This is a genomic window from Mycobacterium malmoense (assembly GCF_019645855.1).
Lineage (GTDB): Bacteria > Actinomycetota > Actinomycetes > Mycobacteriales > Mycobacteriaceae > Mycobacterium > Mycobacterium malmoense.
Genome location: NZ_CP080999.1, coordinates 2,732,096 through 2,758,748 on the forward strand (window position 1 = coordinate 2,732,096; position 26,653 = coordinate 2,758,748).

A 26,653-nucleotide genomic window follows, 5' to 3' on the forward strand; every position below is an offset into this window, starting at 1 on the left:
GTACTTAAGGTCGTGGGACTTTCGACCAGCATCGGCGGATCACGCTAGCCAACCGCCTGCCCGCAACCTTTGCGAAATCGAAAACTCGCTGGTAAACATGCTTTACTTGTGTTAAGAAGCAAACTTCGGTCCTCGCTTCGATAGTTCAGCATGAAAGTACCTGCCAGTAGCAAGACGCCTCGTGTCCTTGTTAACTGTTATTTGATTGAGATATGCGTCTGGCAGGTCACATAGTGAAAATATCGCGTTTGCTGTGGTTACTTCGCCGCGGAGGGCATATAACCGGCGCGGGCCTTGAGCATGAGGCGCAGTTCGTCGTCGATGAGGCGTTCCTACAACCTTGGTGTCGATCTTGGGTGGTCTGAGACCCGGAAAGGGTCCTCGTCGATTCCCTGTCGTCGGCCAGCCAGGCGGCGCACGGGCTTGTTGGCGGATGCGCGCGGTGGCCGGTTGCGCGCCGGAGTCAAGAATATGTGTGGTCCAGCATTGCGGGGCGAGCCTGGTGAAGGGTGTTCGTTGGGTTCGGCCGCATATCAGGTGAGGTAGTAGCGCGTGCCTCGCAGGTAGAAGCCGATCGTGTAGGGCGCTTTGCCGTCGGCCGGCATCGCCAGGTGCCAACTGAGCAAGAGCGCCACCAGGTCGGGGGGTGGCGGAGGCGGTAAGCATTTCGAAATGAAAATAAATTGCGCGTGCACCTCGGGCCGATTTTTTGCTGGAAATTTATATAGCCGCAGTTAATTGCTCATCTTTGTTGCGCGATCTACTCAATATAATTTCCAGGTACGTTCATTTCGTCGTTATCCAGAACGTACATAAGGAGATGGTCGTGCAGCTCGCAGCCCGCCCGCACATCACCGCCGCAGCCGCGTTAGCCAGCGCCGTTGCCCCGGCTCCCGGTCCGATGGTCCGGCACCTACCCGACCTTTACGTGGCCAATAACTACGCCCGATGAGAGTTCCCACCATTTAACTCATCGACGCCGCCGACACCATGTTGGCTTGTTCGCCGGTGTGCACAGCAACTTGCCTCACTATCCAGCGGAGCAAGCGCGACCACGGTACGCGCGAAAGTCGCTAGCGCTCAATTCTTTTCAGGCACGTGTCTCAAAACATCGTTTTATCGACTACGACAGGAAGGCTCGCAGATGAAACGCAAGCAGCGCACAACGAGGCGGAATCGCCGTAACGCCAAGGCGCACCGTGGTGGCCGTGCGGTCGGCCTGGGTACGGCAGCCGGTGCCTTTCTGACTGCCGCAATGAGCCCGATGGCAACCGCGCCGCCCGCCCGCGCCGGGGTGCTCGACGCGATCATCGATCCCATCATCCAGCCGGTGATTGGGGCCGCCAGCCAGGCCGCCCTTGAGGGCATTAATGCCGGCACCGCGGCTCTTGAGGGCGTTACCGCGGGCACCACCGCCGCTCTCGAGGGCCTCAGTGCCAGCACGGCCGCCTTCGACGGCATTCATACAGCCGCCCTTGAGGGCATTACTAGCAGCATTAATGCCAGCGCCGCCGCCTTCAATGCCGGCGCGCTGAGCACCACCCTCGACGGCCTACATGCCAGCGCCGCTGCGGCCTTCAATGTCGGCGGTCTCGGTGCGGCGGTCTCGGCCGCGGCGGAGTCTCCTCGAGCTGAGCTGAACAGCCTCATCTACGGAGCGTTCGACAGCTTCTATACCGGGATTCACGGGGCTGGTGAGGCATGGATTGCCAGCCCGACCGGTGAGCAGGTGGACGGGGCGCTCAATGCGCCGTTCGTCGACTTGTTCGGGCGCGACCTGATCGGCAACGGCATCAACGGTTTCACCGGCCAAAACACCTCGCCTTTAGGCAGTTGGCTACCCGTCGGCAACCTCGGCTCCGGCGGATTCTTGTTCGGTGATGGCGGCAGCGGCGCGGCCGGTACCGCCGCTAACCAAGCAGGGCTGCCCGGCGGTTCCGCCGGGCTGATCGGCAATGGCGGCACCGGCGGTGCCGGCAGCGTTATCTACTCGGGTAGCAAATTGGGTGGCACCGGTGGTGCCGGCGGTGCCGGCGGCTTGTTGATGGGCAACGGTGGTCAAGGCGGACTCGGTGGTGTCGGTAGATGGCAGGCCGGCACCGGTGGTGCCGGTGGTGCTGGCGGCGTGCTGTTCGGCAACGGCGGCGCCGGCGGCGCAGGTGGCCTCAACGCTAAAAGCAACCTAGGTGCCTATGGCGGTGAGGGCGGGGCCGGTGGTGCCGGTGGCTGGCTGGTGGGTAATGGCGGTGCTGGCGGCAGCGGTGGTACCCCTCCTGCTGGTCTCACCGGTGACGGCGGTCGTGGTGGTGTCGGCGGCTACGGTGGGTTGTTGGCCGGCAACGGCGGCATTGGCGGTAACGGCGGTGACGCCGCCCTGGGCTATTCCGGTTACAGCGGCGGCGTGGGCGGCGTGGGCGGCCTCGCCGGGCTCCTCGGCCAGGCCGGTACGACCGGCACCTATGGAACCAGCAATTAACGGTCTCTGGGTTCCCCCGGCGATAAAGCGACCAGTCGGTTGCGGCTCCTCAGATCGGCTCGATTCCACCGACAGTCGACATCACAGAACGCACACGAACATCGAGACAAGACAGCAAAGGAACACAGCGCATGCAACAGTTAGCAGCTCTTCGGCCTCTCCAGCCCCTCGTCGCGGCGGGTGCCGCGGCAGTAGGTGCCAGCCTGATCGCCCTGACGCCGGCGGTCTCCACCGATTTCGCCGCCGATCTTCAGCACAGCGCGGCCGCTGTCCAGCAGCGCGCGGTCGCGCTCACGAGCAGCGATCCCGGCGTGGTCAACCCGATCCAAACGTGGATCGACGTCTTCCAAGACTCTGCTGCCAACCTGCAGGCAATCGGCAACCAGTGGGCGCAAATTCCTGCGGTGCTGGCGCAGCAGGTGGCCGCGAACTGGGTCGAGTACGCGGACACCTACGTCAGCTCGTACCAGGAAGCCGCTCAAGGCGGTATTGACTATTTCCTCGGAACAGACCCTACTGATTTTGTCCCAAAGCTTGTAAATGTCGGCAACCTGCTTCAGGCGGCTAACTTCCCGGCCGCGTTCGACCAGCTATCCTCCACGTTCTGGACACAACCAATAAGTGCTTTGGGGCTGCCATTGTTCCCCATTCTGAAGCAGATCCCCGTATCCATCACACAGAATTTGGCGAACGTTACCAATTATCTAATGGATGACTTTGTGGAGGGCGCCGGAATTAATTTTTTATTCGAAGTCCCCGTGAATTTGGCGTATGGTTTGGGTATTGATGTTCAGAATGTTTATGATGCGTTTTCTGCTGGTGACCTGCCAGCAGGGTTGACCAACTTGGTCAATTTTCCGGGCGCATTCGCGGGGCAAGTCCTCAACGGATTCACTTACAACGGCGCCAACTGGCCCGGTCTCCTCTCCTTTGCGTCCTCCAACCCGTCTGACGGCGGAGTGCTGCAATTCTTTCTGAACGCCATCCCGTCGGACTTGGCGCAAGTTATCGTTGCTCCTGGTGCGGCCAATATTGTTGGCGGTCAGAGTCTGTCCGGGGTGGTTCAGGCGTTCTTGAGCACGCTGACCAATTTCGGGCCCACTGGCTGGCCGACTCCGCAGGTTATTGGCGACAGTTTTCTTAATCTGGTGCAGACGTACTTCGGCGGGCCTAATTTTGCTAGTGCAGCCAACGTCGCCAGCGTGGCCGATTTCGCCGCCGCGGCATCAGCCGCCGGTGCTCTGCCAGCGGACTTGCCCGGCATAGCGCCGTCGATTGCGGCCGATCTGTCTGGCCTAGCCCCGTCGGTCGTGGCGGATCTTGCCAGCCGGCTGCCGGTCGAGTTCGGGACGCTAGCGGCCAACGTCCTGACGTCGCTGTTCTGAGTTCCTACTGCGGCGTGAACCCGCCCAGCGTAGATGAGAACCACGCCAACGCTGGGCGGGCTGGTCGCCGGATCCTCACCGCCGACGTCGACACGGTCGCTACTGGTACCGGCATAGGGGAGCCGGGCACCGACACCAGTCACGGTACGTGCGCACGCTCCGGGCTGACCGCTGAGCGTCGGGAGGTGTTTGAGTGGGCGCGGGCGCGTATCGCTGAGTTGATCGGTTTGGCCGAGGCGAAAGAACAATTCGCGGTGTGGTGCACCGCGCTGCAAATCAACCAGGGCCGTGTCGAACACGACAGCGCGGTGACATTGCGTACCGGAAACCACATGGCGTTTCTGGGCGCGCCGGGCACGGCGAAAACGACGTTCGCCCGGGTCATCGGTGAGGTGTTGTTCGGGGTGGGCACCCTCACGCGCCCGGATATCACCGTGGTCAGCGCCCACGACATCGTCGAGGGTGACCTCTGGCGCGGCGCGGCCAGGATGAGGGATGTGTGCGAGGAGGCGCGTGGTGGGGTGCTGTTGATCGACGAGGCCTACCGGCTGGACCCGGACACCGACTGCCGCGCTTTCGGTGTGGAGGCGATCACCACACTGCTGGCCTGCATGGCGGCATACCGCAACGGACTTGTGGTCATCCTCGCCGGCTACCCCGGCCCGATGCGCGACTTCTTGACAGCCCACACCGGGTTGGCCGCCCGGTTCCCCGTCACCGTGACTTTCGCCAGCTACACCCCCGAGGAGATCGTGGCTCTTGGGCGCCGCTTGGCTGGCAAGAAGCATCTGGTTGTCGAGGACAGTGCGTGGGAGCTGTTGGGTGCCGAAGCGACCCGGCTGCGGTCAATCCCGTACGGCCCCGGGACGCTGCTGGACGTTGCCGGCAACGCCCGCTACGTCGGTGAGGTGATCGCGGTGTGTCGGCGTGCGCGGACCCGCCGACTGCGCAGACTGGCGCCCAGCCCCCGCGACCTCGAACAACTCGTGCGCACCGACCCCAGCATCCTCAACGTCACCGCCGCCGACATGGGACGCGCAATCACCGCATCCCACCCAGCCGTGACACCCTAAATCTGGTTTAACTCGCGGTAACCTGTTGCGGCCGTGGCGGTTAGCGGCATGATGGACTGATGGCTGCACCGGTGACCGCTACGAAGATGCGCGCGTGGCAAGTGCGCCGGCCAGGGCCGATGGATACGGGCCCGCTCGAGCAGGTCACCACTGAGGTGCCGCACCCCGATCCGTCGGAGTTGCTCGTTGCCGTGCGTGCCTGCGGGGTGTGCCGCACCGACCTGCACGTCACCGAGGGCGACCTCCCCGTGCACCGCAACCGGGTGATCCCCGGCCACGAGGTGGTGGGGGAGGTCTTCGAGGTGGGGACCGAGGCTGGTAACGAGTTCCAGGTGGGGGACCGGGTGGGCATCGCCTGGCTGCGCCACACCTGCGGCGTGTGCAAGTACTGCCGTCGGGGCAATGAGAACCTGTGCCCGGAGTCCCGCTACACCGGCTGGGACGCCGACGGTGGGTACGCCGAATTCGCCACCGTCCCCGCCGCTTTCGCACACCACCTGCCGAGCGGTTACAGCGACAGCGAGCTCGCGCCGCTGTTGTGCGCCGGCATCATCGGATACCGCTCCCTGCTGCGCGCCGAGCTACCGCCGGGCGGGCGACTGGGCCTCTACGGCTTCGGCGGCAGCGCCCACATCACCGCGCAGGTCGCGTTGGCGCAAGGCGCCGAGGTGCACGTCATGACCCGCGGAGCCGAGGCGCGCGAGCTGGCGCTGAAACTTGGCGCCGCGTCGGCGCAGGGCGCCGCCGATCCGCCGCCGGTGCCGCTGGACGCCGCGATCCTGTTCGCGCCGGTCGGCGAGCTGGTGCTGCCCGCGCTCGAGGCGTTGGATCGTGGCGGCACCTTGTCGATCGCGGGGATACACCTGACCGATATCCCGCCCCTGAACTACCAGCGTCACCTGTTTCAGGAGCGCCAGGTCCGGTCGGTCACCTCGAATACCCGGGCCGACGCGCGGGCGTTCCTCGACTTCGCGGGTCAACATCACATCGAGGTGACCACCCCGGAATACCCGCTCGGACAAGCCGATCGGGCACTGTCCGATCTCAGCGCTGGCCGCATCGCCGGTGCGGCGGTGCTGCTGGTGTGACCAGATTCAGGTCGACAGGTGCCAAACCAGCGCCGCGGCCAGGGCCCCGAGCCCGTTCAGTGACCAGTGCAGCGCGATCGGCGCGATCAGGCTACCGCTGCGCCGGCGTAGCCAGCTGAAGACGAACCCCGCCGCCGCGGTGGCCAACACCGCCAACGCCACCCCGGCGAGCATCCCGACGATCCCACCGCCGAAGAGCCGGGTGAAGCCGACGTTGGTGCTCGTCAGGCCCAACGACGTGGCGACGTGCCAGAGACCGAAGAGCAGCGATCCCGCCAGTGCGACGCCGCGGAAACCCCAGGCCCGATTCAGCGCGCCGTGCAACACACCCCGAAAGGCCAGCTCCTCGGGGATCACGGTTTGCAACGGGATGATCACCATCGACGCGACCAGGGCGCCGGAGATCGTGGCGTAGTGATTGTTCATGAACATCGGCCGGGTCGTCGGCAGCAGCACACCGACCGCGATCACCGACGCGACGACGGCCACGGCCCCCAGCGCATAACCCAGCCCGGACTTCCAGTGTTCGCGGCCCAGGCCGAGGTCGGTCCAGTCCAGGCCGTTGGCGCGCATCAAGATCGCCAGGCCGACGGCGGCGGCCGGGACGGTGGCTATGCTCGCCCACGGCGTGGTGAAGTGCGCGATCAGGTTCGTGAGCACGAGCACCACGACGATCACGGCGATGTCGAGATGAATGCGGAACCGGTGCAGCGCCGAAAGCTGCGACACCAGGGGATGAGCGTCGGCGATGGCGTCTGGCATTCGGCAAGTTTACCGTGGGCCCGCGACCACCCTTTTCCCGCGAGCGTGCGTGTTTGTACACCGACACGCCGTCAAGGCCGTCATTCCGCGCACGCTCGCGCCGCACGCTCTCGCGGCGCACGCTCGCGCGCGTCACTCGCCTCCCCAGGTCCAGTCGGCGATCTGCGGGTCGTCCTCGCCGTGCTCGCGGGTGTAGCGGCGGGCGGCCAGACGGGCGTCGACCATGCGCTGCCGCAACACGGCGGCTCGGCTGGCCAGCCCGTCCACCCGGTCGATGACGTCCATGACCAGGTGGAAGCGGTCCAAATCGTTGAGCATCACCATGTCGAACGGCGTCGTCGTCGTGCCGCGCTCCTTGAAGCCGCGCACATGGATGTGCGGGTGGTTGGTCCGCCGATAGGTGAGCCGGTGGATCAGCCACGGGTAGCCGTGATAGGCGAAGACAACCGGCTTGTCGCGGGTGAACAGCGCGTCAAACTCCCTGTCCGGCAAGCCATGTGGATGCTCGGACTCGGGCTGCAGCCGCATGAGATCGACGACGTTGACCACCCGCACGGCCAGCCCGGGCAATTCGCGACGCAGAATGTCGGCGGCCGCCAGGGTCTCCAGCGTCGGGATGTCCCCGGCGCAGGCCAGCACCACATCGGGTTCGGCGGTGGCCGTGCTCGCCCACTGCCAGATGCCCAGGCCGCGCGTGCAGTGCGCGATGGCCTGGTCCATGTCCAGGTAGGCCAGCGCGGGCTGCTTGCCGGCGACGATGACGTTGACGTAGTCACGGCTGCGCAGGCAATGGTCGGCCACCGACAGCAGCGTGTTGCCGTCGGGCGGCAGGTACACCCGCGTCAACTCGGCCCGTTTGTTCGCGACCAGGTCGATGAACCCGGGATCCTGGTGCGAGGCGCCGTTGTGGTCCTGGCGCCACACGTGGGAGGTCAGCAGGTAGTTCAGCGACGCGATCGGCCGCCGCCACGGCAGTTCCCGGCTGGTGGCAAGCCATTTCGCGTGCTGGTTGAGCATCGAGTCGACGATGTGCACGAACGCCTCGTAGCAGTTGAACAGGCCATGCCGGCCGGTCAGCAGGTAGCCCTCCAGCCAGCCCTGGCACAGGTGCTCGGAAAGCACCTCCATCACGCGGCCGTCGGGCGCGAGGTGCTCGTCGTCGGGCCCGATCTCGGAGAGCCACACCTTGTCGGTGGACCCGTACACGGCGTCCAGCCGGTTGGAGGCCGTCTCGTCGGGACCCATGAGACGGAATCGGTCCCGGTTGCGGGCGATCACGTCCCGCAGGAAGGTGCCCAGCATCCGGGTGGCCTCATGCTTTATCGCGGCAGGCCGCGGCACCGGCACCGCGTAGCCGCGGAAGTCCGGCAGGTCCAGGTCGTGCAACAGCAGCCCGCCGTTGGCATGCGGGTTGGCGCTCATCCGGCGATCGCCGCGCGGCGCCAACGCCCGCAGCTCGGGGCGCAGCGCGCCGTTGCCGTCGAACAACTCCTCGGCCCGGTAGCTGCGCAACCAGTCCTCCAGCTGGGCCCGATGCACGGGATTGTCGTGGGTCTCGGCCAGCGGCACCTGGTGCGCCCGCCAGGTGCCCTCGACCTTCTTGCCGTCGACCACCTTCGGCCCGGTCCAGCCTTTCGGGGTGCGCAGCACGATCATCGGCCACACCGGCCGCTGGGTCTGATTGCCGCTGCGCGCCGCGTGCTGGATGGCCGCGATGTCGTCGAAGGCGTCGTCGAGCGCGGCCGCCAGCTGCTGGTGCACGCTGGCCGGATCATCACCGACGACCATGATGGGCCGGTGGCCGTAGCCGCGCAGCAACTCCTCCAGCTCGGGGTGCGGGATGCGGGCCAGCACCGTCGGGTTGGCGATTTTGTAGCCGTTGAGCGCCAAGATGGGCAGCACGGCGCCGTCTCGGGCCGGGTTGAGGAACTTGTTGGAATGCCAGCCGGCCGCCAGCGGCCCCGTTTCGGCCTCGCCGTCGCCGACCACGCAGGCCACCACCAGATCCGGATTGTCGAAGGCCGCGCCGTAGGCATGCACCAGCGAGTAGCCGAGCTCGCCGCCCTCGTGGATGGACCCCGGGGTCTGGGCCGCCACGTGGCTGGGGATGCCGCCGGGGAAGGAGAACTGCCGGAACAGCTTTCGCAGCCCTTCGGCGTCCTCCTCGATGCCGGTGTACACCTCGCTGTAGGTGCCTTCAAGGTAGGCGTTGGCGACCAGCGCGGGTCCGCCGTGACCCGGCCCGGTGACGTAGATGACATTGGCGTCGCGGTTGCGGATGATGCGGTTCAAATGCGCATAAACGAGGTTGAGCCCCGGGGTGGTGCCCCAGTGTCCCAACAGCCGCGGTTTCACGTGCTCGGGCACCAGCGGTTCGGTCAGCAGCGGGTTGTCCAGCAGGTAGATCTGCCCGACCGACAGGTAATTGGCGGCGCGCCAGTATGCATTGATCAGATCGAGTTCGTCGGGGGCAAGGGGAGGGGTTGTCAGGGTTTCTAGGGTCACCCCGCCGATTGTCCGCGTCTCTGGTTAACGGCGCTCGATGCGGTGCTCACCCTTCGCCGCGAGCCCTGGCCTCGTAGGCCCGGCGCTTGTCGACGTCGACGTCGTCGGTGAAGACGTGCTCGCCGCCGAGGGCGCGGTTGAGTCCCTCGGCCAGTGAGCGCGGCATGAACTTCTGTGACGCGACCATCGCGCCGGCCGTTCTGGTCACCCGCACCCGCGGTTTGGGGTGGGCGACGAGCTTGACGATCGCGGTGGCGATGTCGACCGGCTCGGCGTTCTTGAATCCCTTGATCCCGGCGGTGCCGGCGGTTAGTTCGGTGTTGACGAACGTCGGCAACACTAGGGAGAACGTCACACCGGCCGCGCGGTACTCCAGCCTGGCCGAGTCGGTGAACGCGACCACCGCGTGCTTGCTGGCGCAGTAGGTGGCCAGCCCGACGGCGTAGAGCTCCCCGGCGAGGGAGGCGACGTTGATGACGTGTCCGGATCCGCGGGGGACCATACGCTGGACGGCCAGCTTGCTGCCCAGGATCACGCCGTAGACGTTGATGTCCAAAATGCGCCGGGTGACCGTGTCCGGCTCGTCGACGATCCGGCCGACGGGCATAATGCCGGCATTGTTGATCAGCACGTCGATCGGGCCGAGTTGGCGCTCGACGTGGTCCAGGAACTCCGAAAACGAGTGCGCGTCGGTGACATCGAGTTTCCCGTAAACGTCGAGGCCCAGCGCGGCGCCCGATTCCTTGACCCGCACCTCGTCAACGTCGCCGATCGCGACGTTGGCGCCCACATTGTGCAGGGCGGTCGCGGTGGCCAGCCCGATTCCCCGCGCACCGCCGGTGATCACGACGACTTTGTCCCGGACCTTTTCCCGGACCTTGAGGCCGATGGATGCCGTGCCTGCCATGTTCGTCCTTCCCGGAGTTGACGGCTGTCAGCTAGGCGATGCGGTAAGCACAGCACCCGCGCCGTCGCCGCGCAAACGAGCCGGTGGCGAGGCCGGTCAGCGTGCCGCCGATACTGCAACGATGACCGAGGTGCGGGCGGCGGTCCCGGCGGATGCGCACGACGTGGCCCGGGTGCACGTCCGGTCATGGCAATCGGCCTACCGGGGACTCCTCGCCCAGGAATACCTCGACGCTCTCAGACCCGAGGCCTGGGTCACCCGATACACCTTCGGCCGCATGGGTTTTCGGATGCCATCCACCTTGGTCGCGGTCGACGGTTCCGCGATCTGCGGCTTGGCCACCACGGGCCTGTGTCGCGACACCGACGTGCCGAACTTCGGTGAGCTGATGGCGATCTACGTCGATCCGGCATACGTGCGCACCGGAGTCGGACGTTTACTGATGACCGCCGCCAGGGAGCGGTTGCGCGGAGTTGGCGTGGCGGGAGCCGTGCTGTGGGTGCTGGACGGAAACGCCCGCGCCCGCCGATTCTACGAACGCGACGGGTGGCGGTTCGACGGAGCTTGCCGCACAACGACTTTCGGCGACGTGCCGGTGCGGCAAGTGCGTTACCGATGCGAGCCGGTTTAGCGCAGGCCGAGCAACACCAGGCTCGCCGCCCCGGCCAGCGCGCAGTAGATGGCGAACGGGGTCAGGGTGCGGGTCTGGAAGTACCGGGTGAGATACCGCACGGCCAGGTAGGCGCAGACGAAGGAGGCGAGGCTGCCGACCAGGACCTGGCCGTGGATCCCGGTTCCCAACGGCCCAAACAGATCCGGGATCTTGTACACCCCGGCTGCCAGGATGATCGGCGTCGCCAGCAAGAAGGAGAAGCGGGCGGCGTCTTCGTGCGACAGGCCGCGCCACAGGCCGGCCACCATGGCTATGCCGGAACGGCTGATGCCGGGCAGCAGGGCGAGGGCTTGGGAGGCGCCGATCAGCAGGCCGCGGCCCATCGGCAGCTGGGCCAGCCGGTTGTCGACGGCCTCACCGGCGTGCGACTGGTCGGGGTGATCTTGGCCGTCGGCGGGCGAGACACGGCGGCGCAGCACCTCACCGGCGTAGAGCGCGACGCCGTTGAGTAGCAAGAACGCCGCCGCCGGAATGGGTTTGCCCAGCGTGGTGCGGAAGAGGTGTTCCAGCGTCACCCCCGCCAGTCCCACCGGGAGGGTGGCGACCACGATCAGCCAGGCGAGCCGCTCGTCGGGCGTCTGGATTCGGCGATGCCGCACCGAGGACACGAATCCGGCCACGATGCGCAACCAATCGCGCCAGAAGAACACCAGCAGGGCGGCGGCGGTGGCGACGTGCAGGCCAACGATGAACGCCAGATAGGGCGATTCGGGGGCGGAGACGTTGAGGTCCCGGGCCCATTGCCCGCCGACCAACGCCGGGACCAGGACCGCGTGCCCGAGGCTGGAAACCGGGAATAGTTCGGTGACGCCCTGGAACGCGCCGACTACCACGGCCTCGACGTAGCTCAAGTGCGCGCTCATGGGTTTGGTGCCTCCATCGGACGGTCTCGACGAACCAGATCCTCGCGGATCGGCCTGTGACGATAGCCGACGCCGTCATCGCCGCGATCCCCGACCAACGATTGCGACGCGCCCGGCCGGTTTGCATCGAATCCGGTTGCGAAGCAAGGATTTTGGCTGGGAGCCGAAGGATATGTCGGGTTGGGCGACCAGCCCAGGCCCGCCGGTTGCCGGCCCGACCGGCCCGTGGCCGGGCGCGGGCGGTGGTCACGATAGGTTCGGTCCATGACCGTCGACCCCAGGACACCCGTGTTGATCGGCTACGGCCAGGTCAACCACCGCGACGAAATCGACCCGGCAGCGCGGTCCGTCGAGCCGGTCGACCTGATGGCCGCCGCGGCGCGCCAAGCCGCGGATTCCCGGGTGATCGGGGCCGTGGACTCCATCCGCGTGGTCAACGTGTTGTCGGCGCACTACCGCGATCCCGGGCTGTTGCTCGGCGAGCGGATCGGCGCGGCCGGCTTCACCACCTTGTACAGCCCCGTCGGCGGCAACGTGCCGCAATCGCTCGTCAACCAGGCCTGCCTGGACATCCAGCGGGGCCGGGCCGGCGTGGTGTTGCTCGCCGGCGCCGAAACCTGGCGCACCAGAAGGGGACTGAAGGCCAAGGGCGGCAGGCTCGAATGGACCGTTCAGGACGAATCCGTCCCGATGGCGAAGGTCAGCGGCGACGATGTCCCGATGGCCGGCGAGGCGGAGATCAGGATCGGGCTGGACCGGCCGGCCTACGTCTATCCGCTGTTCGAACAGGCGCTTCGCATCGCGAACGGCGAGTCGACCGAGGACCACCTCAAGCGCATCGGCGAGCTGTGGGCGCGCTTCAACGCCGTCGCGGTCGACAATCCGCACGCATGGATCCGCACACCGGTGACCGCGGAGGAAATCCGGCGGCCCGGCCCGCGGAACCGGATGATCAGCTGGCCGTACACCAAGTTGATGAACTCCAACAACATGGTCGACCAGGGCGCGGCGCTGATCCTGACCTCGGTCGAGCGGGCGAAACGCCTGCAGGTCCCCGCCGAACGTTGGGTTTACCCGCACGCGGGCACCGACGCGCATGACACGCCTGCCATCGCCGAGCGCGACGAGTTGCATCGCTCACCGGCGATCCGGATCGCCGGCGCGCGGGCGCTAAAGCTGGCGGGAATTGACGACGTCGGCGCCATTGACTACGTCGACCTGTACTCCTGCTTCCCGTCGGCCGTGCAAGTCGCGGCGGCCGAACTGGGACTCAGCGTCGACGATCCCGCCCGCCCCCTCACCGTCACCGGCGGGTTGACGTTCGCCGGCGGCCCGTGGAGCAACTATGTGATGCATTCCATTGCCACCATGGCGGAGTTGCTGGTGGCCAATCCCGGGCGGCGCGCGCTGATCACCGCCAACGGCGGCTACCTCACCAAACACAGCTTTGGCGTCTACGGCACCGAGCCACCGGCCGAATTCCGCTGGGAAGACGTGCAACCGGCGGTGGATCGCGAGCCCACCCGCGACGGCTTGGTCGAGTGGGAGGGCGTCGGCACCGTCGAGGCGTGGACGACGCCGTTCAACCGCGCGGGACAGCCGGAGAGGGCCTTTCTGGCCGTGCGGACGCCCGACGGGTCGCGCACCCTGGCGGTGATCGCCGACGCCGCCGCGGCCGCGGTCACCGTGCGGGAAGACATCGGTGGCGCCAAGGTTGCCGTCGCCGCGGACGGCAGCGCCGCGCTGCAGTAACCGGGCCGACGGCATCAGCACAGGCCAGAGGGCCCCGCAGCGGTAACGGTCGCGTAAGTAACGACGACGTGCCTATTGTCGAGGTGGACGTTGGGGCAGGTTGGGGGAGGTTGGGGGAGGTGAGGCCAGGTGCAGATCCTGGTTACCGACGCCACCGGCGCAATAGGGCGGCTGGTCGCGCGGCAGCTGGTCGCTGCCGGGCACACGGTGACCGGCATTGCTGACCGCCCGCACGACTGCCTGGACCCGAACGTCGAATTTGTTTGCGCGTCGCTCGGCGACCCCATCCTGCAAGACCTGGCCGACGAAGCCGACGCGGTCATCCACCTGGCGCCCGTCGACGGCACCGCGCCCGGCAGCGCAGGCATCGACGGTGTTGCGCGTGTGACCCACGCGGCCACCCGCGCCGGCGCCCGATTGCTGTTCGTGTCCCACGCCGCGGGCCGTCCCGACCTGTATCGGCCGGCCGAGGCGCTGGTGTCCACGAGTTGGGGGCCGAGTTTGATCATCCGGATCGCCCCGCCGGTCGGCCGCCAACTCGACTGGATGGTGTGCCGCACCGTGGCCACGCTGCTGCGCACCAAGACCTCGGCGCAGCCGATGCGCGTGCTGCATATCGATGACCTGGTACGCTTCCTGGTTTTGTCGGTGGACAGCGACCGCACCGGTGCGGTGGACCTCGCCACCCCGGACACCACCAATGTGGTCACCGCCTGGCGGCTGCTGCGATCCGTCGACCCGCGTTCCCGGCTGCATCGGGTTCGCAGCTGGTCACGGCTGATTCCGGACATGGATATCGCTGCGGTGCAAGATGATTCGGCGTTTGAGTTCGGCTGGCAGGCGCTCGAGGCGGTTGCCGACACCGCGCGCGGGCTGGTCGGGCGCCGGCCCGATGCCGCGGGCGCGACCAGCCACGGAAGTCAACTGGCGCTGCCGGTGGAGGTCGCCCCGCGGCCCCGGCCGCCCGACGAGTTGCACGGCGCGGCCCCCGAGGGCATCGAGGGTGAGTTCGACGACCGGATCGATCCCCGGTTCCCGGTCTTCGCCGCGGCGGGCCTCGCCGAGGCGCTGCCCGGACCGCTGACCCCGATAACGCTGGATGTCCAGTTGAGCGGGCTACGCACCGCCAGCCGGGTGATGGGTCAGGTGCTCGCGCTTGGCGGCGTGGTCGACGACGAATGGGCGAGCAGGGCCATCGCGGTTTTCGGTCATCGCGCCTACGTCGGTGTGTCGGCGAACGTCGCCGCCGCCACCCAGCTGCCCGGCTGGGACCAGCACGCCGTCGCCCAGCACGCCCTGGTCGACCAGCCGCACGTGGGCGACGTCCTGCCGTTCGGGGAGCCCCAGCTGGCCAGGGGCCCGCTGGGGTCGATAGCCAAGGCGGTCGTCGCGGCGCGGTCGTTGGCGTTGCTGCGCCATCTCCGGTCCGACACGCGCGCCTACCGTGCCGCCGCCGAGGCGGAACACATGGACGCCGCACAGTTGACCGCGCTGCCGGATGCCGGCCTGGAGGTTCGGGTCGGGCTGTTGCGGGATCGGATCCACCAAGGCTGGATCCTTACGGCGATGTGGTTGATCGATACCGGTGTCACCGCGGCCGCGCTGGGGCACACCCGGGCGGCGGCGGCGAGGGTGTCGGGGCTGGACATGATCATGGAAAGCGGCCGCATCGCGGCCGAAACCGCCGAGCTGGCGGCGGCGCTGCGCGGTGACCCGCCGCTGTGTGGGCTGGCCCGGGAGGGCAACGTCGGCAGCATCCGCGCGTTGTCCCCGAGCGTCGCCGCCGCCCTCGATGCCGCCGTCGCCCGGATCGGACATCGTGGGCCGGGGGAAGCCGAGCTGGCCAGCCCGGTTTTCGGCGACGACCCGGCGACATTGCTGACGGCGGCGGCTGAAGTTGCCGACGCCACCGCCGCGCCCACCGAGCCGGCGCCACCTGCCACACTGGCCCGGCGGTTGGCCGCCAATGCCCGCGAGGCTCGGGAGCTGGCCCACGACACCACCCTCCTGTTCACCCACGAGCTCCGGATAACGTTGCGGGAGCTGGGATCTCGACGGGTCGCGGCGGACCTGATCGACGTCGCCGACGACGTGTACTACCTGACCTGTGACGAACTGGTCACCATGCCGGCCGACGCCCGGCTGCGGATCAAGCGCCGCCGCGCCGAACGGGAACGCCTGCAGGCGCAGCGGCCACCCGACGTCATTGACGGGACCTGGACCCCCCTCGACCAGCGCCCCGATTCCCCAGGATCGCAGGCCGGCTGACGGACCGCACGCGACGTCAGCCCGGCACGTCGGCCAGCGGCGCCCGCGGATCGGTCAGCGTGTCGACATCAACGGGAGCCTTCGATCGAATCAGGGCTTTGACGTCATCGAGCACATCCCAGACGTTGACGTTCATCCCGGCCAGCACCCGGTCGTGGCCGTCGAGCCAAAACGCGACGAATTCGCGGCTGGAGACGTCGCCGCGGAACACCACTCGCTCGAAGGCGGGCGCGTGGCCGACGTACTCCATTCCGAGGTCGTACTGATCGGTGAAGAAGTAGGGCAGCTCGGCGTATTCGCCCGGCGCGCCGAGCATTCCGGCCGCCGCCACCGCGGGCTGCTTGAGCGCATTGGCCCAGTGCTCGGTGCGGATTCGGGTTCCGAACAGGGGGTGTTCGGCGGCGGCGATATCGCCGACCGCGTAGATGTCGGGATCGCTGGTCCGCAGCGACGCATCAACCAGCACCCCGCCGTCGCCCGTGGCCAGCCCGGCCCGTTCGGCGAGTTCGATGTTCGGCCGGGCGCCGACGGCCACCAGCACCGCGTCAGCGGCAACCGTCGATCCGTCGCGCATTTTCAGTCCGGTGGCGCGGCCGTCCGTCGTCGCGATCTCCTCCACCTGCGCCCCTAGCCGTAGGTCCACCCCGTGTTCGCGATGGAGGTCGGCGAATACCTCGCCGACCGTTTCTCCGAGCGCCGCCAGCAGTGGTTGCTTGGCCGTCTCGACGACGGTGACGTTGACGCCCCGCTGACGGGCACCGGCGGCCACCTCCAGACCGATCCAGCCGGCACCCACCACAGCGAGCGAAGACCCTTCGGTCAGAACGGAATTGAGTGCCACGGCGTCGTCGTAGGTCCGCAGGTAGTGGACCCCGTCGGCGTCGGAGCCGGGTAGGGGTGGGCGCCGCGACGCGGACCCCGTCGCCAGCAGCAGCCTGTCGTAGGCCACCGTCGTGTCGTCCGGAAGCCCGACGGTGTGCGCGTTGGGATCCAGGGACGACACCCGCGATCCCAGCCTCAGGTCGACGTCGTGGTCGCGGTACCAGCCGGAATCCTGCACGGTGAAGTCGGCCAGCGACTTCTTGCCGGCCAGGTACTCCTTGGACAGCGGGGGTCGCTCGTAGGGCAGGTGTTTCTCGTCGGCGAACAGAATGATCTGGCCGTCGAAGTCGTTGTCGCGTAAGGCTTCTACCGCTTTGGCACCGGCGAGTCCGCCGCCGACGATGACGAATGTGGTCGAGCTGGCCATGATTATCGCTCCGTTTTCCCTCGGAAATTCCAGCCTACTCGGGCCGTCTCAGCTCACCAGTTCCCGCAGCCTCAGCGCGTTGCGGACGGCGTGGCCGCCCAGATCGTTGTTGAAATACGCCCACACGTCCCTGCCGTCGGCGTCCCATTCGACGATCCGGCCGGCCCAGCTCCGCAACTCGTCGTCCGAGTAGCAGCCGGCATAGATCGCGTCCCGGTCCGGGCCGTGCATCCGGACATACACCAGGTCGGTGGTGGCCCGCGGGACACAGGCCAGCCCGGGGCCGCTCATCACCACGTACGCGGCGCGGCGGCGTTCCAGCAGCCGGTAGACGGCCTCGTCGTTCCAGGAGGGATGCCGCAGCTCGACGGCCACGCGGATCGACTCGGGCACGCGGCCGAGGAAGGCATCCAGGCGGGCGTCATCGCGTCGTTGTTCGGGGTGCAGCTGGACCAGCAGCACCCCGTGGCGGTCGCCCAGCAGCTGCCAACAGCGTTCGAACCGCTCGATCCAGGGCTCGGGCGAGGACAGCCGCCGGTAGTGGGTCAATCCCCGGTGCGCCTTGACCGACATCGTGAAACCGCTCGGTAGCTGGTCGCGCCATCCGGCGAACGTCGAATCCTTCGGCCACCGATAAAAACTCGCGTTCAGCTCGACGGTGTCGAAAACCTCGGCGTAGCGGGCCAATCGGCGCGCGGGGGACAGGCCGGGCGGGTACAGCACACCCGCCCAACGGTCATACGACCATCCGGATGTGCCGATCCGCGTGGTCAGCCGGTCACCTGCCGGCGCACGTCGTCATCCAGGGACGCCCTGACCAGCGCGGCTGCCAGTTTCGCATTGGCGTGCGGCGCAAGGGCGCCCAGCTTTTCCGGCTGCGTGGGCAACCCCAATTGCTTTGCCGCCGCGGTGGCGCGGTCGTCGAAGTACGGCCGCACCCAGGTCCAGACGTCTTGCACCTCACGCAAGTAGATGTTGGCGCCTGTGTCGCCAATTCCCTTGAATCTCTTGAGCATTCGTTTCGCCGCAGCGACGTCGCCCCGGCTGCGATCGGCGATTTGGCGCAGATCGCCGGAGTAGTCGTCACAAACCCGCTCGGCCATCTCGGTCAGGCGGGTGGCCGAGCTTTCGTCGTAACGCACGTAGTGAGCGCGACCGAACGCGGTGATCATGGTCTGCCTGTCGGATCCCAACACGGCTTTCGGTGTCCGCAGGCCCGCCTTGAAGAGTTCCCTCGCGGCGCGCATCGCCGTGGTGGCGTCGATCGGCTTGCTGGCGAGCATGCAGAGCACCAACAGCTGAAACAGCGGCATCGGCCTGTCGTTGATTTTGATGCCGGCCTCGGCCGCGTAGGTCGTGCCGGCGACCTTGAGCAGTCGTCGAACCAGTTGCTCGCGCTTGTCCATACCACACCGCCTACCCGCGCCGCGTTCTAGCTAACCGGTCCGGCTATTTGGGAGGCAGGCCGCGCGCGTAGCCCGCCCCCCGGATCACCCAACTCCGCAGCTGGCGCCTGGTCTGCACACCGGTGGCGTCGACGCGCAACCAGCCGCGGGTTTCCCGGCCGGCCATCACCATGGGGCGGACGTGGGCGCGCTCCAGTAGCTTGTCGGTGTCGTCCGGCGGCACCCGCACCAGCAGGCCGCCCTGGCCGCTGATGGCCACCGACATGTTCCCGTTGATCAGGAAAGCGAGACCGCCGAACATGCGCCGTTCGTCGACGCCGCGCTCGGACGCGAGCAGCTCACGGATCCGGTTGGCCAGGTCTTCGTCGTACGCCATGGGCTTTAGTCCAGATCCACCCGAATGGTCAGCAGGTCGCCGCCGCGGCCGGTCGTTTCGAGCGTGGTCACCGGATTGACCACCAGCCGTTGCACTCGGCGCACGACTTGCCGTTTAAGACTCACGGCTTTATTGAACGCCCAGGGCCACGCCATGTCACGGGCGTGGCCCTGGCTTCGATCAGGCCGCGGCCGTCGCCGCCTCGGCCAGCGGTTCCAGCGCCTGCGCGACGATCTCGGCGACGTCGGTCATCGGCTTGACGGTCAGCGCGTCGAGCACCTCGGCGGGCACGTCGTCCAGATCCGGCTCGTTGCGCGACGGCACGAAAACCGTTGACAGGCCGGCGCGTTGGGCGGCCAGCAGCTTCTGCTTGACGCCGCCGATCGGCAACACCCGCCCGTTCAGGGTGACCTCGCCGGTCATCCCGACGTCCGAGCGGACCTGGCGCCCGGTGGCCATCGACACCAGCGCGGTCACCATCGTGACACCGGCCGACGGCCCGTCCTTGGGCACCGCGCCGGCGGGCACGTGCACGTGGATGCGCCGGTCCAGCGCCTTGGGATCGACGCCCAACTCCGAGGCATGCGAGCGCACGTAGGACAGCGCGATCTGCGCGGATTCCTTCATCACGTCACCCAGCTGACCGGTCAGCTGCAGACCGGGCTCGCCGTCGGTCGCCCCGGCCTCGATGTAGAGCACGTCGCCGCCCAGGCCCGTCACGGCCAGCCCGGTCGCCACGCCGGGCACGGCGGTGCGTTCGGCCGACTCGGGCGTAAACCGCGGCCGGCCAAGGTAATCCACCAGGTCGGGCTCATCGATGGTCACCGCTTCATCGGCGATCTTGGTCGTCACCTTGCGCAGCGCCTTGGCCAGCAGCCGCTCGAACTGCCGCACGCCCGGCTCGCGGGTGTAGTCGGCGGCGATCTTGCGCAGCGCGGCGTCGGTCACGGTCACCTCGTCGTCGGTCAGCGCCGCCCGCTCCCGCTGCCGGGGCAGCAGGTAGCCGCGGGCGATGGCGACCTTGTCGTCCTCGGTGTAGTCGTCGATAGCCACCAGCTCCATGCGGTCCAGCAGCGCCGACGGGATGTTCTCGATCACGTTGGCGGTGGCCAGGAATACCACGTCGGACAGGTCCAGGTCCAGATCCAGGTAGTGGTCGCGGAAGGTGTGGTTCTGCGCCGGGTCGAGCACCTCGAGCAGCGCCGCGCTCGGGTCGCCGCGATAGTCGGAGCCGACCTTGTCGATCTCGTCCAGCAGCACAACGGGATTCATCGACCCGGCCTCGCCGATCGCCCGGACGATCCGGCCCGGCAGCGCACCCACGTAGGTGCGCCGGTGCCCGCGGATCTCGGCCTCGTCGCGCACGCCGCCCAGCGCGACGCGCACGAACTTGCGGCCCAGCGCCCGCGCCACGCTCTCACCCAGCGACGTCTTGCCGACGCCGGGCGGGCCGGCCAGCGCCATCACCGCGCCGGAGCCGCGGCCGCCGACGACCTGCAGCCCGCGCTGCGCGCGCCGGGTGCGCACGGCCAGATACTCGACGATGCGGTCCTTGACGTCGTCCAGCCCGTGGTGGTCGGCGTCCAGGATTTCGCGTGCCGCCGTCAGGTCCGTCGAATCCTCGGTCTTGACGTTCCACGGCAGGTCCAGGACGGTGTCCAGCCAGGTGCGGATCCAGCCGCTTTCCGGGCTTTGGTCGCTGGCGCGTTCCAGCTTGCCGACCTCGCGCAGCGCGGCCTCGCGCACCTTCTCTGGCAGGTCGGCGGCCTCGACCCGGGACCGGTAGTCATCGGAAGACCCACTGCCGTCGTCGGTTTCGCCCAGCTCCTTGCGGATGGCGGCCAGCTGCTGGCGCAGCAGGAACTCCTTCTGCGTCTTCTCCATGCCCGCCCGCACGTCCTCGGCGATCTTGTCGTTGACCTCGACCTCGGCCAAATGCGAGCTGGTCCAGTCGATCAGCACCCGCAGCCGCTCGGCCACGTCCACGGTCTCCAGCAGCTGCCGCTTCTGCGCGCTGGTCAGGTAGGACGCGTAGCCGGAGGTGTCGGCCAGCGCCGACGGATCGGTCAGGCCGTTGACGTAGTCGACGATCTCCCAGGCCTCGCGCCGTTGCAGCATCGCCAGCAGCAGCTTCTTGTACTCGGCCGCCAGCGCCTTGACCTCGTCGGTGACCTCCGGCTCGGGCACGTCGGACACCTCGACCCACAGCGCCGCACCGGGCCCGGAGGCTCCCGCCCCGATCTGCGCCCTGCGCTCACCGCGCACGACGGCCGCGGTGCCGCCCCCGGCGATGCGCCCGACCTGCAGAATCTTCGCGATCACCCCGTGCGACGGGTACCGGTCGTCCAGCCGGGGAGCGATCAGCAGCTGCCCCGATTCGCTGGCCTTCGCGGCGTCGATCGCCGCCCGCGCGGCGTCGTCCAGCGCGATCGGCACCACCATCCCGGGCAGCACGATCGTGTCGGTGACAAACAGCACCGGCACTGACATGGCTTCAGCCATCAATCCTCCAAAAGTTGAGTCTGATGCGCTTAACCCAGCCGGGCGCCGGTTTGTTCCCGGCCCGTTTGTCCCCGGCCCGCGTGCTCCCGGCCCCGTTTGTTCCCTGCCCGCGCGACCGTCACGCTGCCGTGACGCTCGGCGTCGAGCGTCACGCTGGCGTTACGCTCGCGGCGAAACGCTCGCGGCGAAACGGGACCCAGAGCATGAAACTTGAGTTTTGACTTAACGCATCATGCAGAACTCAAGTTTTTATATAGGATCGTCGTATGCCTACCGATCGTCGTGACCTTAGGCGACGGCTTTTCCACCTGGCCGCCGAACAGGCCGGGTACTTCACCGCGGCGCAGGCGAAAGAAGTCGGCTACTCGTACCAGGCCCATGCGTACCATGTCGCCGCCGGTAACTGGCTGCGCATCGACCGTGGACTCTTCCGGCTCGCGGACTGGATCGCCAACCTTCACGACGACTTGGCCCGATGGACCTTGTGGTCGCGAGGCAAAGGTATTGTGTCACGCGAATCGGCCCTATCGGTCTACGGCATAGGCGAATTCGAATCGGCTCGCGTGCATCTGACCGTCCCGCCGGGCTTTACAATGCGTGACGACGCGGTAACGCTCCACTACGAAGTGCTGCCAGACGCGGATGTGGTCGCGCGCACCGGTTACCGCATGACCACCCCGACCCGCTCGATCATCGATGTCGCCGCCGCGTCTCCCGACGAGGACCAACTGGCACGGGCGATCCAAGATGCGCACGACAGCGGCCTTCTCACCATCCGTAGCCTCCGCGCACGCGCGGAGGCCGTCGATCCCCGTGCCGCGCTCTACATCGAGCGGGCCATCCAGCGCGCGGAGGCGTTGTGATCTATGGGACGGCCCAGGCCCTACGCAGCGCGCTCGAACATCGCCTTCTAGCCATATCGACAGAGACGGGGATCGCCGGCGGGTGATTTTCGAGCGCATCGTCGCTCGGCTACAGGCACGCGAGTCGGGGCGTTGGGTGCTCAAGGGTGGAATGGCTCTCGAGGTCCGGCTCGGCGGCGGCGCGCGGCTAACCAAGGACCTTGATCTCGGGCTTCGCGACGAGGTGCCGGATCCCGCCGACCTGCATGAGTGTCTGGTCGGTGCCCTTTCTGTAGACCCTGACGGCGACTACCTCGTCCTCACAGTCGGACCGCCGGTGCAGCTGCGCGAGGACGGCGGTGGCCACGTCACCTGGCGTGTATCAGTCTCAACCTATATGGCCGACAAGCCCTTTGGGCGCATCCGGCTCGACATATCGCCTCGGGCATACGAACTCGACATGACAGAGAAGGTCACCCTGCCGAACTCGCTCGACTTTGCCGGAATCCCAATTCGAGAGTTTGAGATCATCGATGTCAATCGCCATGCCGCGGAGAAATTCCATGCGATGCTGCGTGACTTCGGCAACCGCGAGAACTCGCGCGTCCGTGATCTCATCGACCTTGTGATTCTGGCCGACCACGATCTTCTCACGGTCGCAACCGTCGCGGACACTGTGAAACGGGTATGGGCGGAGCGCGACGGTAGTGCACCTCCGAACGCGCTCCCACCGCTACCGAGTCCTGGCCCCTCCGCTACGAACAACTCGCGACGGATAACGATTTGCGTACCCAGACATACTCCGCTGCAGTCGCCACCGTGGCCCGGCTGTGGAGCGAGATGTTCCCGAGCGAGCAGACCTGATCATCATCATGGCCCGCCCGGCGAGGCACTGCTTCCCGCAGCGACGGCGAGACGCAAAATCGCCCATTTTCGTGCGGAAATGGGCGATTTTGCGTCTGCTCGCCGAGTCAACTCTTGACGGGGACCAGCCGCCGCAGTTGCGTCACATGCTTGGGCGACAGCTCCTCGAGGCAGGTCACCCCCAGCAGCCGCATCGTCCGGATCACCCCGCTTCCCAGGATGTCGATCGCGCGGGCCACGCCCGCCTCGCCGCCGGCCATCAGCCCGTACAGGTAGGCCCGCCCGACCAGCGTGCAGCGGGCGCCCAGCGCGATCGCCGCGACGATGTCGGCGCCCGACATGATGCCGGTGTCCAGCAGGATCTCGGTGTCCTTGCCGAGCTCACGGGCCACCGCGGGCAACAGATAAAACGGCACCGGGGCCCGGTCCAGTTGGCGCCCACCGTGATTGGACAGCACGATGCCGTCGACGCCGCGCTCGACGACGGCGCGGGCATCGTCGAGCGTCTGGATGCCCTTGACGACGAGCTTGCCGGGCCATTGGGCCTTGATCCATTCCAGGTCGTCGAACGTGAGGCTGGGGTCGAACATGGTGCTCAGGTACTCGCCGACGGTGCCCGGCCAGCGGTCCAGCGACGCGAACGCCAGCGGTTCGGTGGTCAACAGGTCGAACCACCACCTCGGGTGCGGCACCGCGTCGAGCACGGTGCGCAGCGTCAGCGTCGGCGGGATCGTCATGCCGTTGCGGGCGTCGCGCAACCGCGCGCCCGCGACCGGAACGTCGACGGTGGCCAGCAGGGTGTCGAATCCCGCGTCGGCCGCGCGCTTGACCAGCGCCATCGAGCGGTCGCGGTCGCGCCACATGTAGAGCTGAAACCACTTGCGGCCCTGGGGAACGGCGGCCACCAGGTCTTCGATCGCGGTGGTGGCGAGGGTGGATAGCGAGAACGGGATCCCGGACCGGGCCGCCGCCCGTGCGCCGGCGATCTCGCCCTCGGTGTGCATCAACCGGGTGAATCCGGTGGGCGCGATGCCGAATGGCAACGCCACCGGCTGTCCCAGGACATTCCATCCGGCGGTGACGTTGGTGACGTCGCGCAGGATCGTCGGGTGAAACTCGATGTCGCGGAAGGCTTGTCGCGCGCGTTCGAGGGAAAGCTCGTCCTCGGCGGCGCCGTCGGTGTAGTCGAACGCCGCCTTGGGGGTGCGCCGCCTGGCGATGCGCCGCAGGTCCTCGATGGTCAGCGCGGCGTCGAGGCGGCGCCGGGTGCGGTCGAACTGGGGTCGTTTGAACCGGATCAGCGGCGCCAGGTCGCGCGCCTTGGGCACTCGTCGGTTGACCGCCATATGTGCAACGGTAGTCACATGCCGTCGGCGAGCGACCCCTTCGACCTGAACCGTTTCGTCCGGGCGCAGGCCCCGGTCTACCGCGGCGTCGTCGAGGAGCTGCGCGGCGGGCGCAAACGCGGTCACTGGATGTGGTTCGTCTTCCCGCAGCTAAGCGGCCTGGGTAGCAGCCCAATGGCGGACCGCTATGGGATTTCCGGCCTCGACGAGGCCCGCGCATACCTGCGCCACGATCTGCTCGGGCCGCGATTGCGCGAGTGCGCTCGGCTGGTCAACGGGGTGCAAGGCCGTTCGGCCGCCGAGATCTTCGGCTCGCCCGACGACCTCAAGCTGCGCTCGTCGATGACGCTGTTCGCCCGCGCCGCCGACGACAACGAGGACTTCACAGCCCTGCTCGACCGCTACTACGACGGCCGGGAAGACCCGCTGACCGTGGCCCGCCTGACGGGCTAAGCGGGGCTCAGGATCAGCCAGCCGTGCGGCTCGACGACCGCCGTGTCCACGATGTCCTGCGGCGGGGCCGCCGACCCGGCGACCCTCCGTGCCCGCGCGGCGCCCAGCTCCGACAGCACCAGGCGCAGCGGCTCGTCGTCGATGTTGAGCGCGACCAGCAGCGCATCGTCGCCGGCGCGGGTCTCGTAGACATAGTGCCGGTTTTCCAACCGCACCGCGGTGGTCGACGCCGCGTGCAGCCAGGGGTGACGGCGGCGGAACCCGACGAGGTACTGGTGCAACCTCCACACCTTGGCGCCGAAGTCGTCCAATGGTGCTGGGGGAGGGCCGAACTCGGGGCGCACCGCGCCGTCCCCGCCGCGCCGCTCCTCCTTGACGCCGCGGAACCCGAGCTCGTCGCCGGCGTACACGCTGGGCACGCCGCCGACCGTCAGCAGGATCACCAGCGCGTGCGGCAGATGCTCGGGGCGTTCGAGCCGGCTGGCGACGCGGGTGACGTCGTGGTTGCCGATGAACGTCAGCGGCGCGAAGCTGGCCAGAAACCCGTTGTGCCGCCGCAGCGCCCAGTCCAGCTCGAAGAAGTTGCGGTCGTTGAGGCCGCTCCAGATCGCCTTCCACAGCTCGTATTGGGTGGCCGAGTCGAACGTCGCCGCCTCCACCACCGCGGCGTAGTCGCCGTGGATCAGCTCGCCGACGAACCAGGCGTCCGGAAACCGCTCGCGCACCCTCGGCAATGTCGACGCCCAAAACCGTTGCGGCACGGCGTAGGCCGCGTCCAGGCGCCAGCCGTCCGCGCCGCGCCCTAACCAGTGCGTCATGACGTCGACGGTGTAGTCGGCGACCTCGGGGTTGTCGTGGTTGAGGGTAATGAGCTCGGGGTGGCCCTCGAAGGTGTCGAAGCTGCCCGGGCGCCCGCGGAACCAGCGCGCCGACGCCTCGTCGTGCGGCGCGTCGCGGTAGCGCGGGAAATCCACGCCGACGTGATTGAACACGCCGTCGAGCAGCACCCGCAGCCCGCGGCGATGGGCCTCGGCCACCACGTGGTCGAAGTCGGCGTCGTCGCCGAGCCGGGGATCGATGCGGTAATGGTCGGTGGTGTCGTAACCGTGTGTGCGCGAGGCGAAGACGGGGCCCAGCGCGACTCCCGAAGCCCCCAGGGCGATGGCGTGGTCGAACCAGTCGACGAGCCGCCGCAACCGGTGTTCGCCCGGATCCGGCGGCCGGGCCGCCGGAAACGCCCCGACGAAGCCCAGCGGATAGACCTGCCACCAGATCGCGTGCGACACCCAGGCCGGGGTCATGAACGAGTCACGACACCGCAATCAGCCGACCGCGGCCGGCGTCTGGGAGGCGACGATCGCTTGTGCCACACCGGAAACGATGGCCGCCGCCTTCAGCGCCTCGAGGATGCCCTCGCGTCCCACGCCGGCCTCACGCAGCGTGTGCTCGTGGGCCACCATGCAGTGTGAGCACCCGTTGATCGACGACACCGCGAAGCACCAGAGCTCGAAATTCGCCTTGTCCACACCGGGATTGCCGATGATGTTCATCCGCAATCCCGGCCGCAGGTCGTCGTACCGGCCCTCGAGGAAGCCGCGGCCCCGGTAGAACACGTTGTTCATGCCCATGATGGACGCGGCTCCCAGCGCCGCCTGGTAGGCCTCACCCGACAGATGGTCGGCCGCTTCGGCACCAATCTCGGCCAGCACCTGCGGGTTTCGCGTCGCGGCGGCGCTGGCCAGCAGCGTGCCCCACAGCTGCTCGGAGTTCAGCACGGTGCTGCGCGCGATCGAGCCCAGGTTGAGCTTGAGGTCCTTGGCGTATTCGGGCAGCGCGTCCTTGAGATTCTCGATGCTCATCACG

At 67.7% G+C, this 26,653-nt stretch carries 22 protein-coding genes and 2 pseudogenes; 11 read left to right on the top strand and 13 right to left on the bottom strand.

Features of this window, described 5'->3' with window-relative positions:
• Positions 1-826 precede the first annotated feature (826 nt).
• The 5 genes and pseudogenes from K3U93_RS25235 (at position 827) to K3U93_RS12655 (ending at position 6,022) form a co-directional block, all read left to right on the top strand.
• Positions 827-952 (top strand): hypothetical protein, encoded by a 126-nt coding sequence (locus K3U93_RS25235; protein ID WP_254893550.1) that lies wholly within the window; start codon positions 827-829, stop codon positions 950-952.
• Between the two features lie 906 nt (positions 953-1,858).
• Positions 1,859-2,356 (top strand): annotated as a pseudogene (locus K3U93_RS25670) (PE family protein); the annotation flags it as partial.
• Positions 2,357-2,607: 251 nt separating this feature from the next.
• Positions 2,608-3,861 carry a hypothetical protein gene (locus tag K3U93_RS12645; RefSeq protein WP_083009605.1) on the top strand — a complete coding sequence of 418 codons (1,254 nt, stop codon included), beginning with the start codon at positions 2,608-2,610 and terminating at the stop codon, positions 3,859-3,861.
• 185 nt (positions 3,862-4,046) lie between these two features.
• Positions 4,047-4,934 carry an AAA family ATPase gene (locus tag K3U93_RS12650; RefSeq protein WP_139796780.1) on the top strand — a complete coding sequence of 296 codons (888 nt, stop codon included), beginning with the start codon at positions 4,047-4,049 and terminating at the stop codon, positions 4,932-4,934.
• Positions 4,935-4,993: 59 nt separating this feature from the next.
• Positions 4,994-6,022 carry a zinc-binding alcohol dehydrogenase family protein gene (locus tag K3U93_RS12655; protein ID WP_083009597.1) on the top strand — a complete coding sequence of 343 codons (1,029 nt, stop codon included), beginning with the start codon at positions 4,994-4,996 and terminating at the stop codon, positions 6,020-6,022.
• 6 nt (positions 6,023-6,028) lie between these two features.
• Here K3U93_RS12655 and K3U93_RS12660 read toward each other — a convergent pair whose 3' ends face one another.
• The 3 genes from K3U93_RS12660 to K3U93_RS12670 form a co-directional block, all read right to left on the bottom strand.
• Positions 6,029-6,784 carry a CPBP family intramembrane glutamic endopeptidase gene (locus K3U93_RS12660; protein WP_083009596.1) on the bottom strand — a complete coding sequence of 252 codons (756 nt, stop codon included), beginning with the start codon at positions 6,782-6,784 and terminating at the stop codon, positions 6,029-6,031.
• Positions 6,785-6,916: 132 nt separating this feature from the next.
• A complete protein-coding gene (locus K3U93_RS12665) occupies positions 6,917-9,289 on the bottom strand; it encodes a phosphoketolase family protein (RefSeq protein ID WP_083009595.1) in 2,373 nt (790 codons plus the stop codon).
• 46 nt (positions 9,290-9,335) lie between these two features.
• A complete protein-coding gene (locus K3U93_RS12670) occupies positions 9,336-10,196 on the bottom strand; it encodes an SDR family oxidoreductase (protein WP_083009594.1) in 861 nt (286 codons plus the stop codon).
• A 121-nt stretch (positions 10,197-10,317) separates the two neighbouring features.
• Between K3U93_RS12670 and K3U93_RS12675 the strand changes: the two genes are divergently transcribed.
• Positions 10,318-10,827, top strand: coding sequence for a GNAT family N-acetyltransferase (locus tag K3U93_RS12675; RefSeq protein ID WP_083009593.1), 510 nt, complete (start codon positions 10,318-10,320; stop codon positions 10,825-10,827).
• On the opposite strand, the gene K3U93_RS12680 is transcribed toward K3U93_RS12675, so the two are convergent.
• Positions 10,824-11,732 carry an undecaprenyl-diphosphate phosphatase gene (locus K3U93_RS12680; RefSeq protein WP_083009592.1) on the bottom strand — a complete coding sequence of 303 codons (909 nt, stop codon included), beginning with the start codon at positions 11,730-11,732 and terminating at the stop codon, positions 10,824-10,826. The genes K3U93_RS12675 and K3U93_RS12680 overlap by 4 nt on opposite strands.
• A 264-nt stretch (positions 11,733-11,996) precedes the next feature.
• On the opposite strand from K3U93_RS12680, the gene K3U93_RS12685 reads away from it, so the two are divergent.
• Both K3U93_RS12685 and K3U93_RS12690 read left to right on the top strand, forming a co-directional pair.
• Positions 11,997-13,484 (top strand): acetyl-CoA acetyltransferase, encoded by a 1,488-nt coding sequence (locus tag K3U93_RS12685; protein WP_083009590.1) that lies wholly within the window; start codon positions 11,997-11,999, stop codon positions 13,482-13,484.
• Between the two features lie 129 nt (positions 13,485-13,613).
• Positions 13,614-15,752, top strand: coding sequence for an NAD(P)H-binding protein (locus tag K3U93_RS12690; RefSeq protein ID WP_083009588.1), 2,139 nt, complete (start codon positions 13,614-13,616; stop codon positions 15,750-15,752).
• Between the two features lie 16 nt (positions 15,753-15,768).
• Here K3U93_RS12690 and K3U93_RS12695 read toward each other — a convergent pair whose 3' ends face one another.
• The 6 genes and pseudogenes from K3U93_RS12695 to lon all read right to left on the bottom strand — a co-directional run bounded on the left by K3U93_RS12695 (position 15,769) and on the right by lon (position 21,285).
• Complete coding sequence (locus K3U93_RS12695; RefSeq protein WP_083009586.1) at positions 15,769-17,001, bottom strand: NAD(P)/FAD-dependent oxidoreductase; 1,233 nt, start codon at positions 16,999-17,001, stop codon at positions 15,769-15,771.
• Positions 17,002-17,049: 48 nt separating this feature from the next.
• On the bottom strand, positions 17,050-17,775 hold the full coding sequence (locus tag K3U93_RS12700; RefSeq protein ID WP_083009584.1) for a DUF72 domain-containing protein: 726 nt from the start codon (positions 17,773-17,775) through the stop codon (positions 17,050-17,052).
• On the bottom strand, positions 17,772-18,407 hold the full coding sequence (locus K3U93_RS12705; protein ID WP_071511009.1) for an endonuclease: 636 nt from the start codon (positions 18,405-18,407) through the stop codon (positions 17,772-17,774). Before K3U93_RS12705 ends, K3U93_RS12700 begins: the two co-directional genes overlap by 4 nt.
• 43 nt (positions 18,408-18,450) lie before the next feature.
• Positions 18,451-18,783, bottom strand: a complete 333-nt coding sequence (locus K3U93_RS12710; RefSeq protein WP_083009581.1) for a TfoX/Sxy family protein — start codon at positions 18,781-18,783, stop codon at positions 18,451-18,453.
• A gap of 44 nt (positions 18,784-18,827) precedes the next feature.
• Positions 18,828-18,938: pseudogene (locus tag K3U93_RS25675) on the bottom strand (hypothetical protein); the annotation flags it as partial.
• A 25-nt stretch (positions 18,939-18,963) separates the two neighbouring features.
• Complete coding sequence (gene lon, locus K3U93_RS12715) at positions 18,964-21,285, bottom strand: endopeptidase La (protein WP_083009579.1); 2,322 nt, start codon at positions 21,283-21,285, stop codon at positions 18,964-18,966.
• Between the two features lie 266 nt (positions 21,286-21,551).
• On the opposite strand from lon, the gene K3U93_RS12720 reads away from it, so the two are divergent.
• On the top strand, positions 21,552-22,148 hold the full coding sequence (locus K3U93_RS12720) for a type IV toxin-antitoxin system AbiEi family antitoxin domain-containing protein (protein WP_083009577.1): 597 nt from the start codon (positions 21,552-21,554) through the stop codon (positions 22,146-22,148).
• An 82-nt stretch (positions 22,149-22,230) separates the two neighbouring features.
• A complete protein-coding gene (locus K3U93_RS12725; RefSeq protein ID WP_230981207.1) occupies positions 22,231-23,109 on the top strand; it encodes a nucleotidyl transferase AbiEii/AbiGii toxin family protein in 879 nt (292 codons plus the stop codon).
• Here the strand turns inward: K3U93_RS12725 and K3U93_RS12730 are convergent.
• A complete protein-coding gene (locus K3U93_RS12730) occupies positions 23,099-24,337 on the bottom strand; it encodes an alpha-hydroxy acid oxidase (protein ID WP_083009575.1) in 1,239 nt (412 codons plus the stop codon). The two genes, K3U93_RS12725 and K3U93_RS12730, sit on opposite strands and share 11 nt — an antisense overlap.
• Before the next feature lie 18 nt (positions 24,338-24,355).
• Between K3U93_RS12730 and K3U93_RS12735 the strand changes: the two genes are divergently transcribed.
• Positions 24,356-24,790, top strand: coding sequence for a DUF1810 domain-containing protein (locus K3U93_RS12735; RefSeq protein ID WP_083009574.1), 435 nt, complete (start codon positions 24,356-24,358; stop codon positions 24,788-24,790).
• On the opposite strand, the gene K3U93_RS12740 is transcribed toward K3U93_RS12735, so the two are convergent.
• Positions 24,787-26,091: an alpha-amylase family protein gene (locus K3U93_RS12740; RefSeq protein WP_083009573.1), complete on the bottom strand. Its 1,305-nt coding sequence runs from the start codon at positions 26,089-26,091 to the stop codon at positions 24,787-24,789. The genes K3U93_RS12735 and K3U93_RS12740 overlap by 4 nt on opposite strands.
• 21 nt (positions 26,092-26,112) lie before the next feature.
• Positions 26,113-26,649 carry an alkyl hydroperoxide reductase gene (locus K3U93_RS12745; RefSeq protein ID WP_083009572.1) on the bottom strand — a complete coding sequence of 179 codons (537 nt, stop codon included), beginning with the start codon at positions 26,647-26,649 and terminating at the stop codon, positions 26,113-26,115.
• Positions 26,650-26,653 lie beyond the last annotated feature (4 nt).

Coding starts and splice junctions, on each gene's coding strand:
- K3U93_RS12645 (WP_083009605.1), top strand. CDS start 2,608: ATGCAACAGTTAGCAGCTCTTCGGCCTCTCCAGCCCCTCGTCGCGGCG.
- K3U93_RS12655 (WP_083009597.1), top strand. CDS start 4,994: ATGGCTGCACCGGTGACCGCTACGAAGATGCGCGCGTGGCAAGTGCGC.
- K3U93_RS12660 (WP_083009596.1), bottom strand. CDS start 6,784: ATGCCAGACGCCATCGCCGACGCTCATCCCCTGGTGTCGCAGCTTTCG.
- K3U93_RS12670 (WP_083009594.1), bottom strand. CDS start 10,196: ATGGCAGGCACGGCATCCATCGGCCTCAAGGTCCGGGAAAAGGTCCGG.
- K3U93_RS12675 (WP_083009593.1), top strand. CDS start 10,318: ATGACCGAGGTGCGGGCGGCGGTCCCGGCGGATGCGCACGACGTGGCC.
- K3U93_RS12680 (WP_083009592.1), bottom strand. CDS start 11,732: ATGAGCGCGCACTTGAGCTACGTCGAGGCCGTGGTAGTCGGCGCGTTC.
- K3U93_RS12685 (WP_083009590.1), top strand. CDS start 11,997: ATGACCGTCGACCCCAGGACACCCGTGTTGATCGGCTACGGCCAGGTC.
- K3U93_RS12695 (WP_083009586.1), bottom strand. CDS start 17,001: ATGGCCAGCTCGACCACATTCGTCATCGTCGGCGGCGGACTCGCCGGT.
- K3U93_RS12705 (WP_071511009.1), bottom strand. CDS start 18,407: ATGGACAAGCGCGAGCAACTGGTTCGACGACTGCTCAAGGTCGCCGGC.
- K3U93_RS12710 (WP_083009581.1), bottom strand. CDS start 18,783: ATGGCGTACGACGAAGACCTGGCCAACCGGATCCGTGAGCTGCTCGCG.
- lon (WP_083009579.1), bottom strand. CDS start 21,285: ATGGCTGAAGCCATGTCAGTGCCGGTGCTGTTTGTCACCGACACGATC.
- K3U93_RS12720 (WP_083009577.1), top strand. CDS start 21,552: ATGCCTACCGATCGTCGTGACCTTAGGCGACGGCTTTTCCACCTGGCC.
- K3U93_RS12730 (WP_083009575.1), bottom strand. CDS start 24,337: ATGGCGGTCAACCGACGAGTGCCCAAGGCGCGCGACCTGGCGCCGCTG.
- K3U93_RS12735 (WP_083009574.1), top strand. CDS start 24,356: ATGCCGTCGGCGAGCGACCCCTTCGACCTGAACCGTTTCGTCCGGGCG.
- K3U93_RS12740 (WP_083009573.1), bottom strand. CDS start 26,091: ATGACCCCGGCCTGGGTGTCGCACGCGATCTGGTGGCAGGTCTATCCG.
- K3U93_RS12745 (WP_083009572.1), bottom strand. CDS start 26,649: ATGAGCATCGAGAATCTCAAGGACGCGCTGCCCGAATACGCCAAGGAC.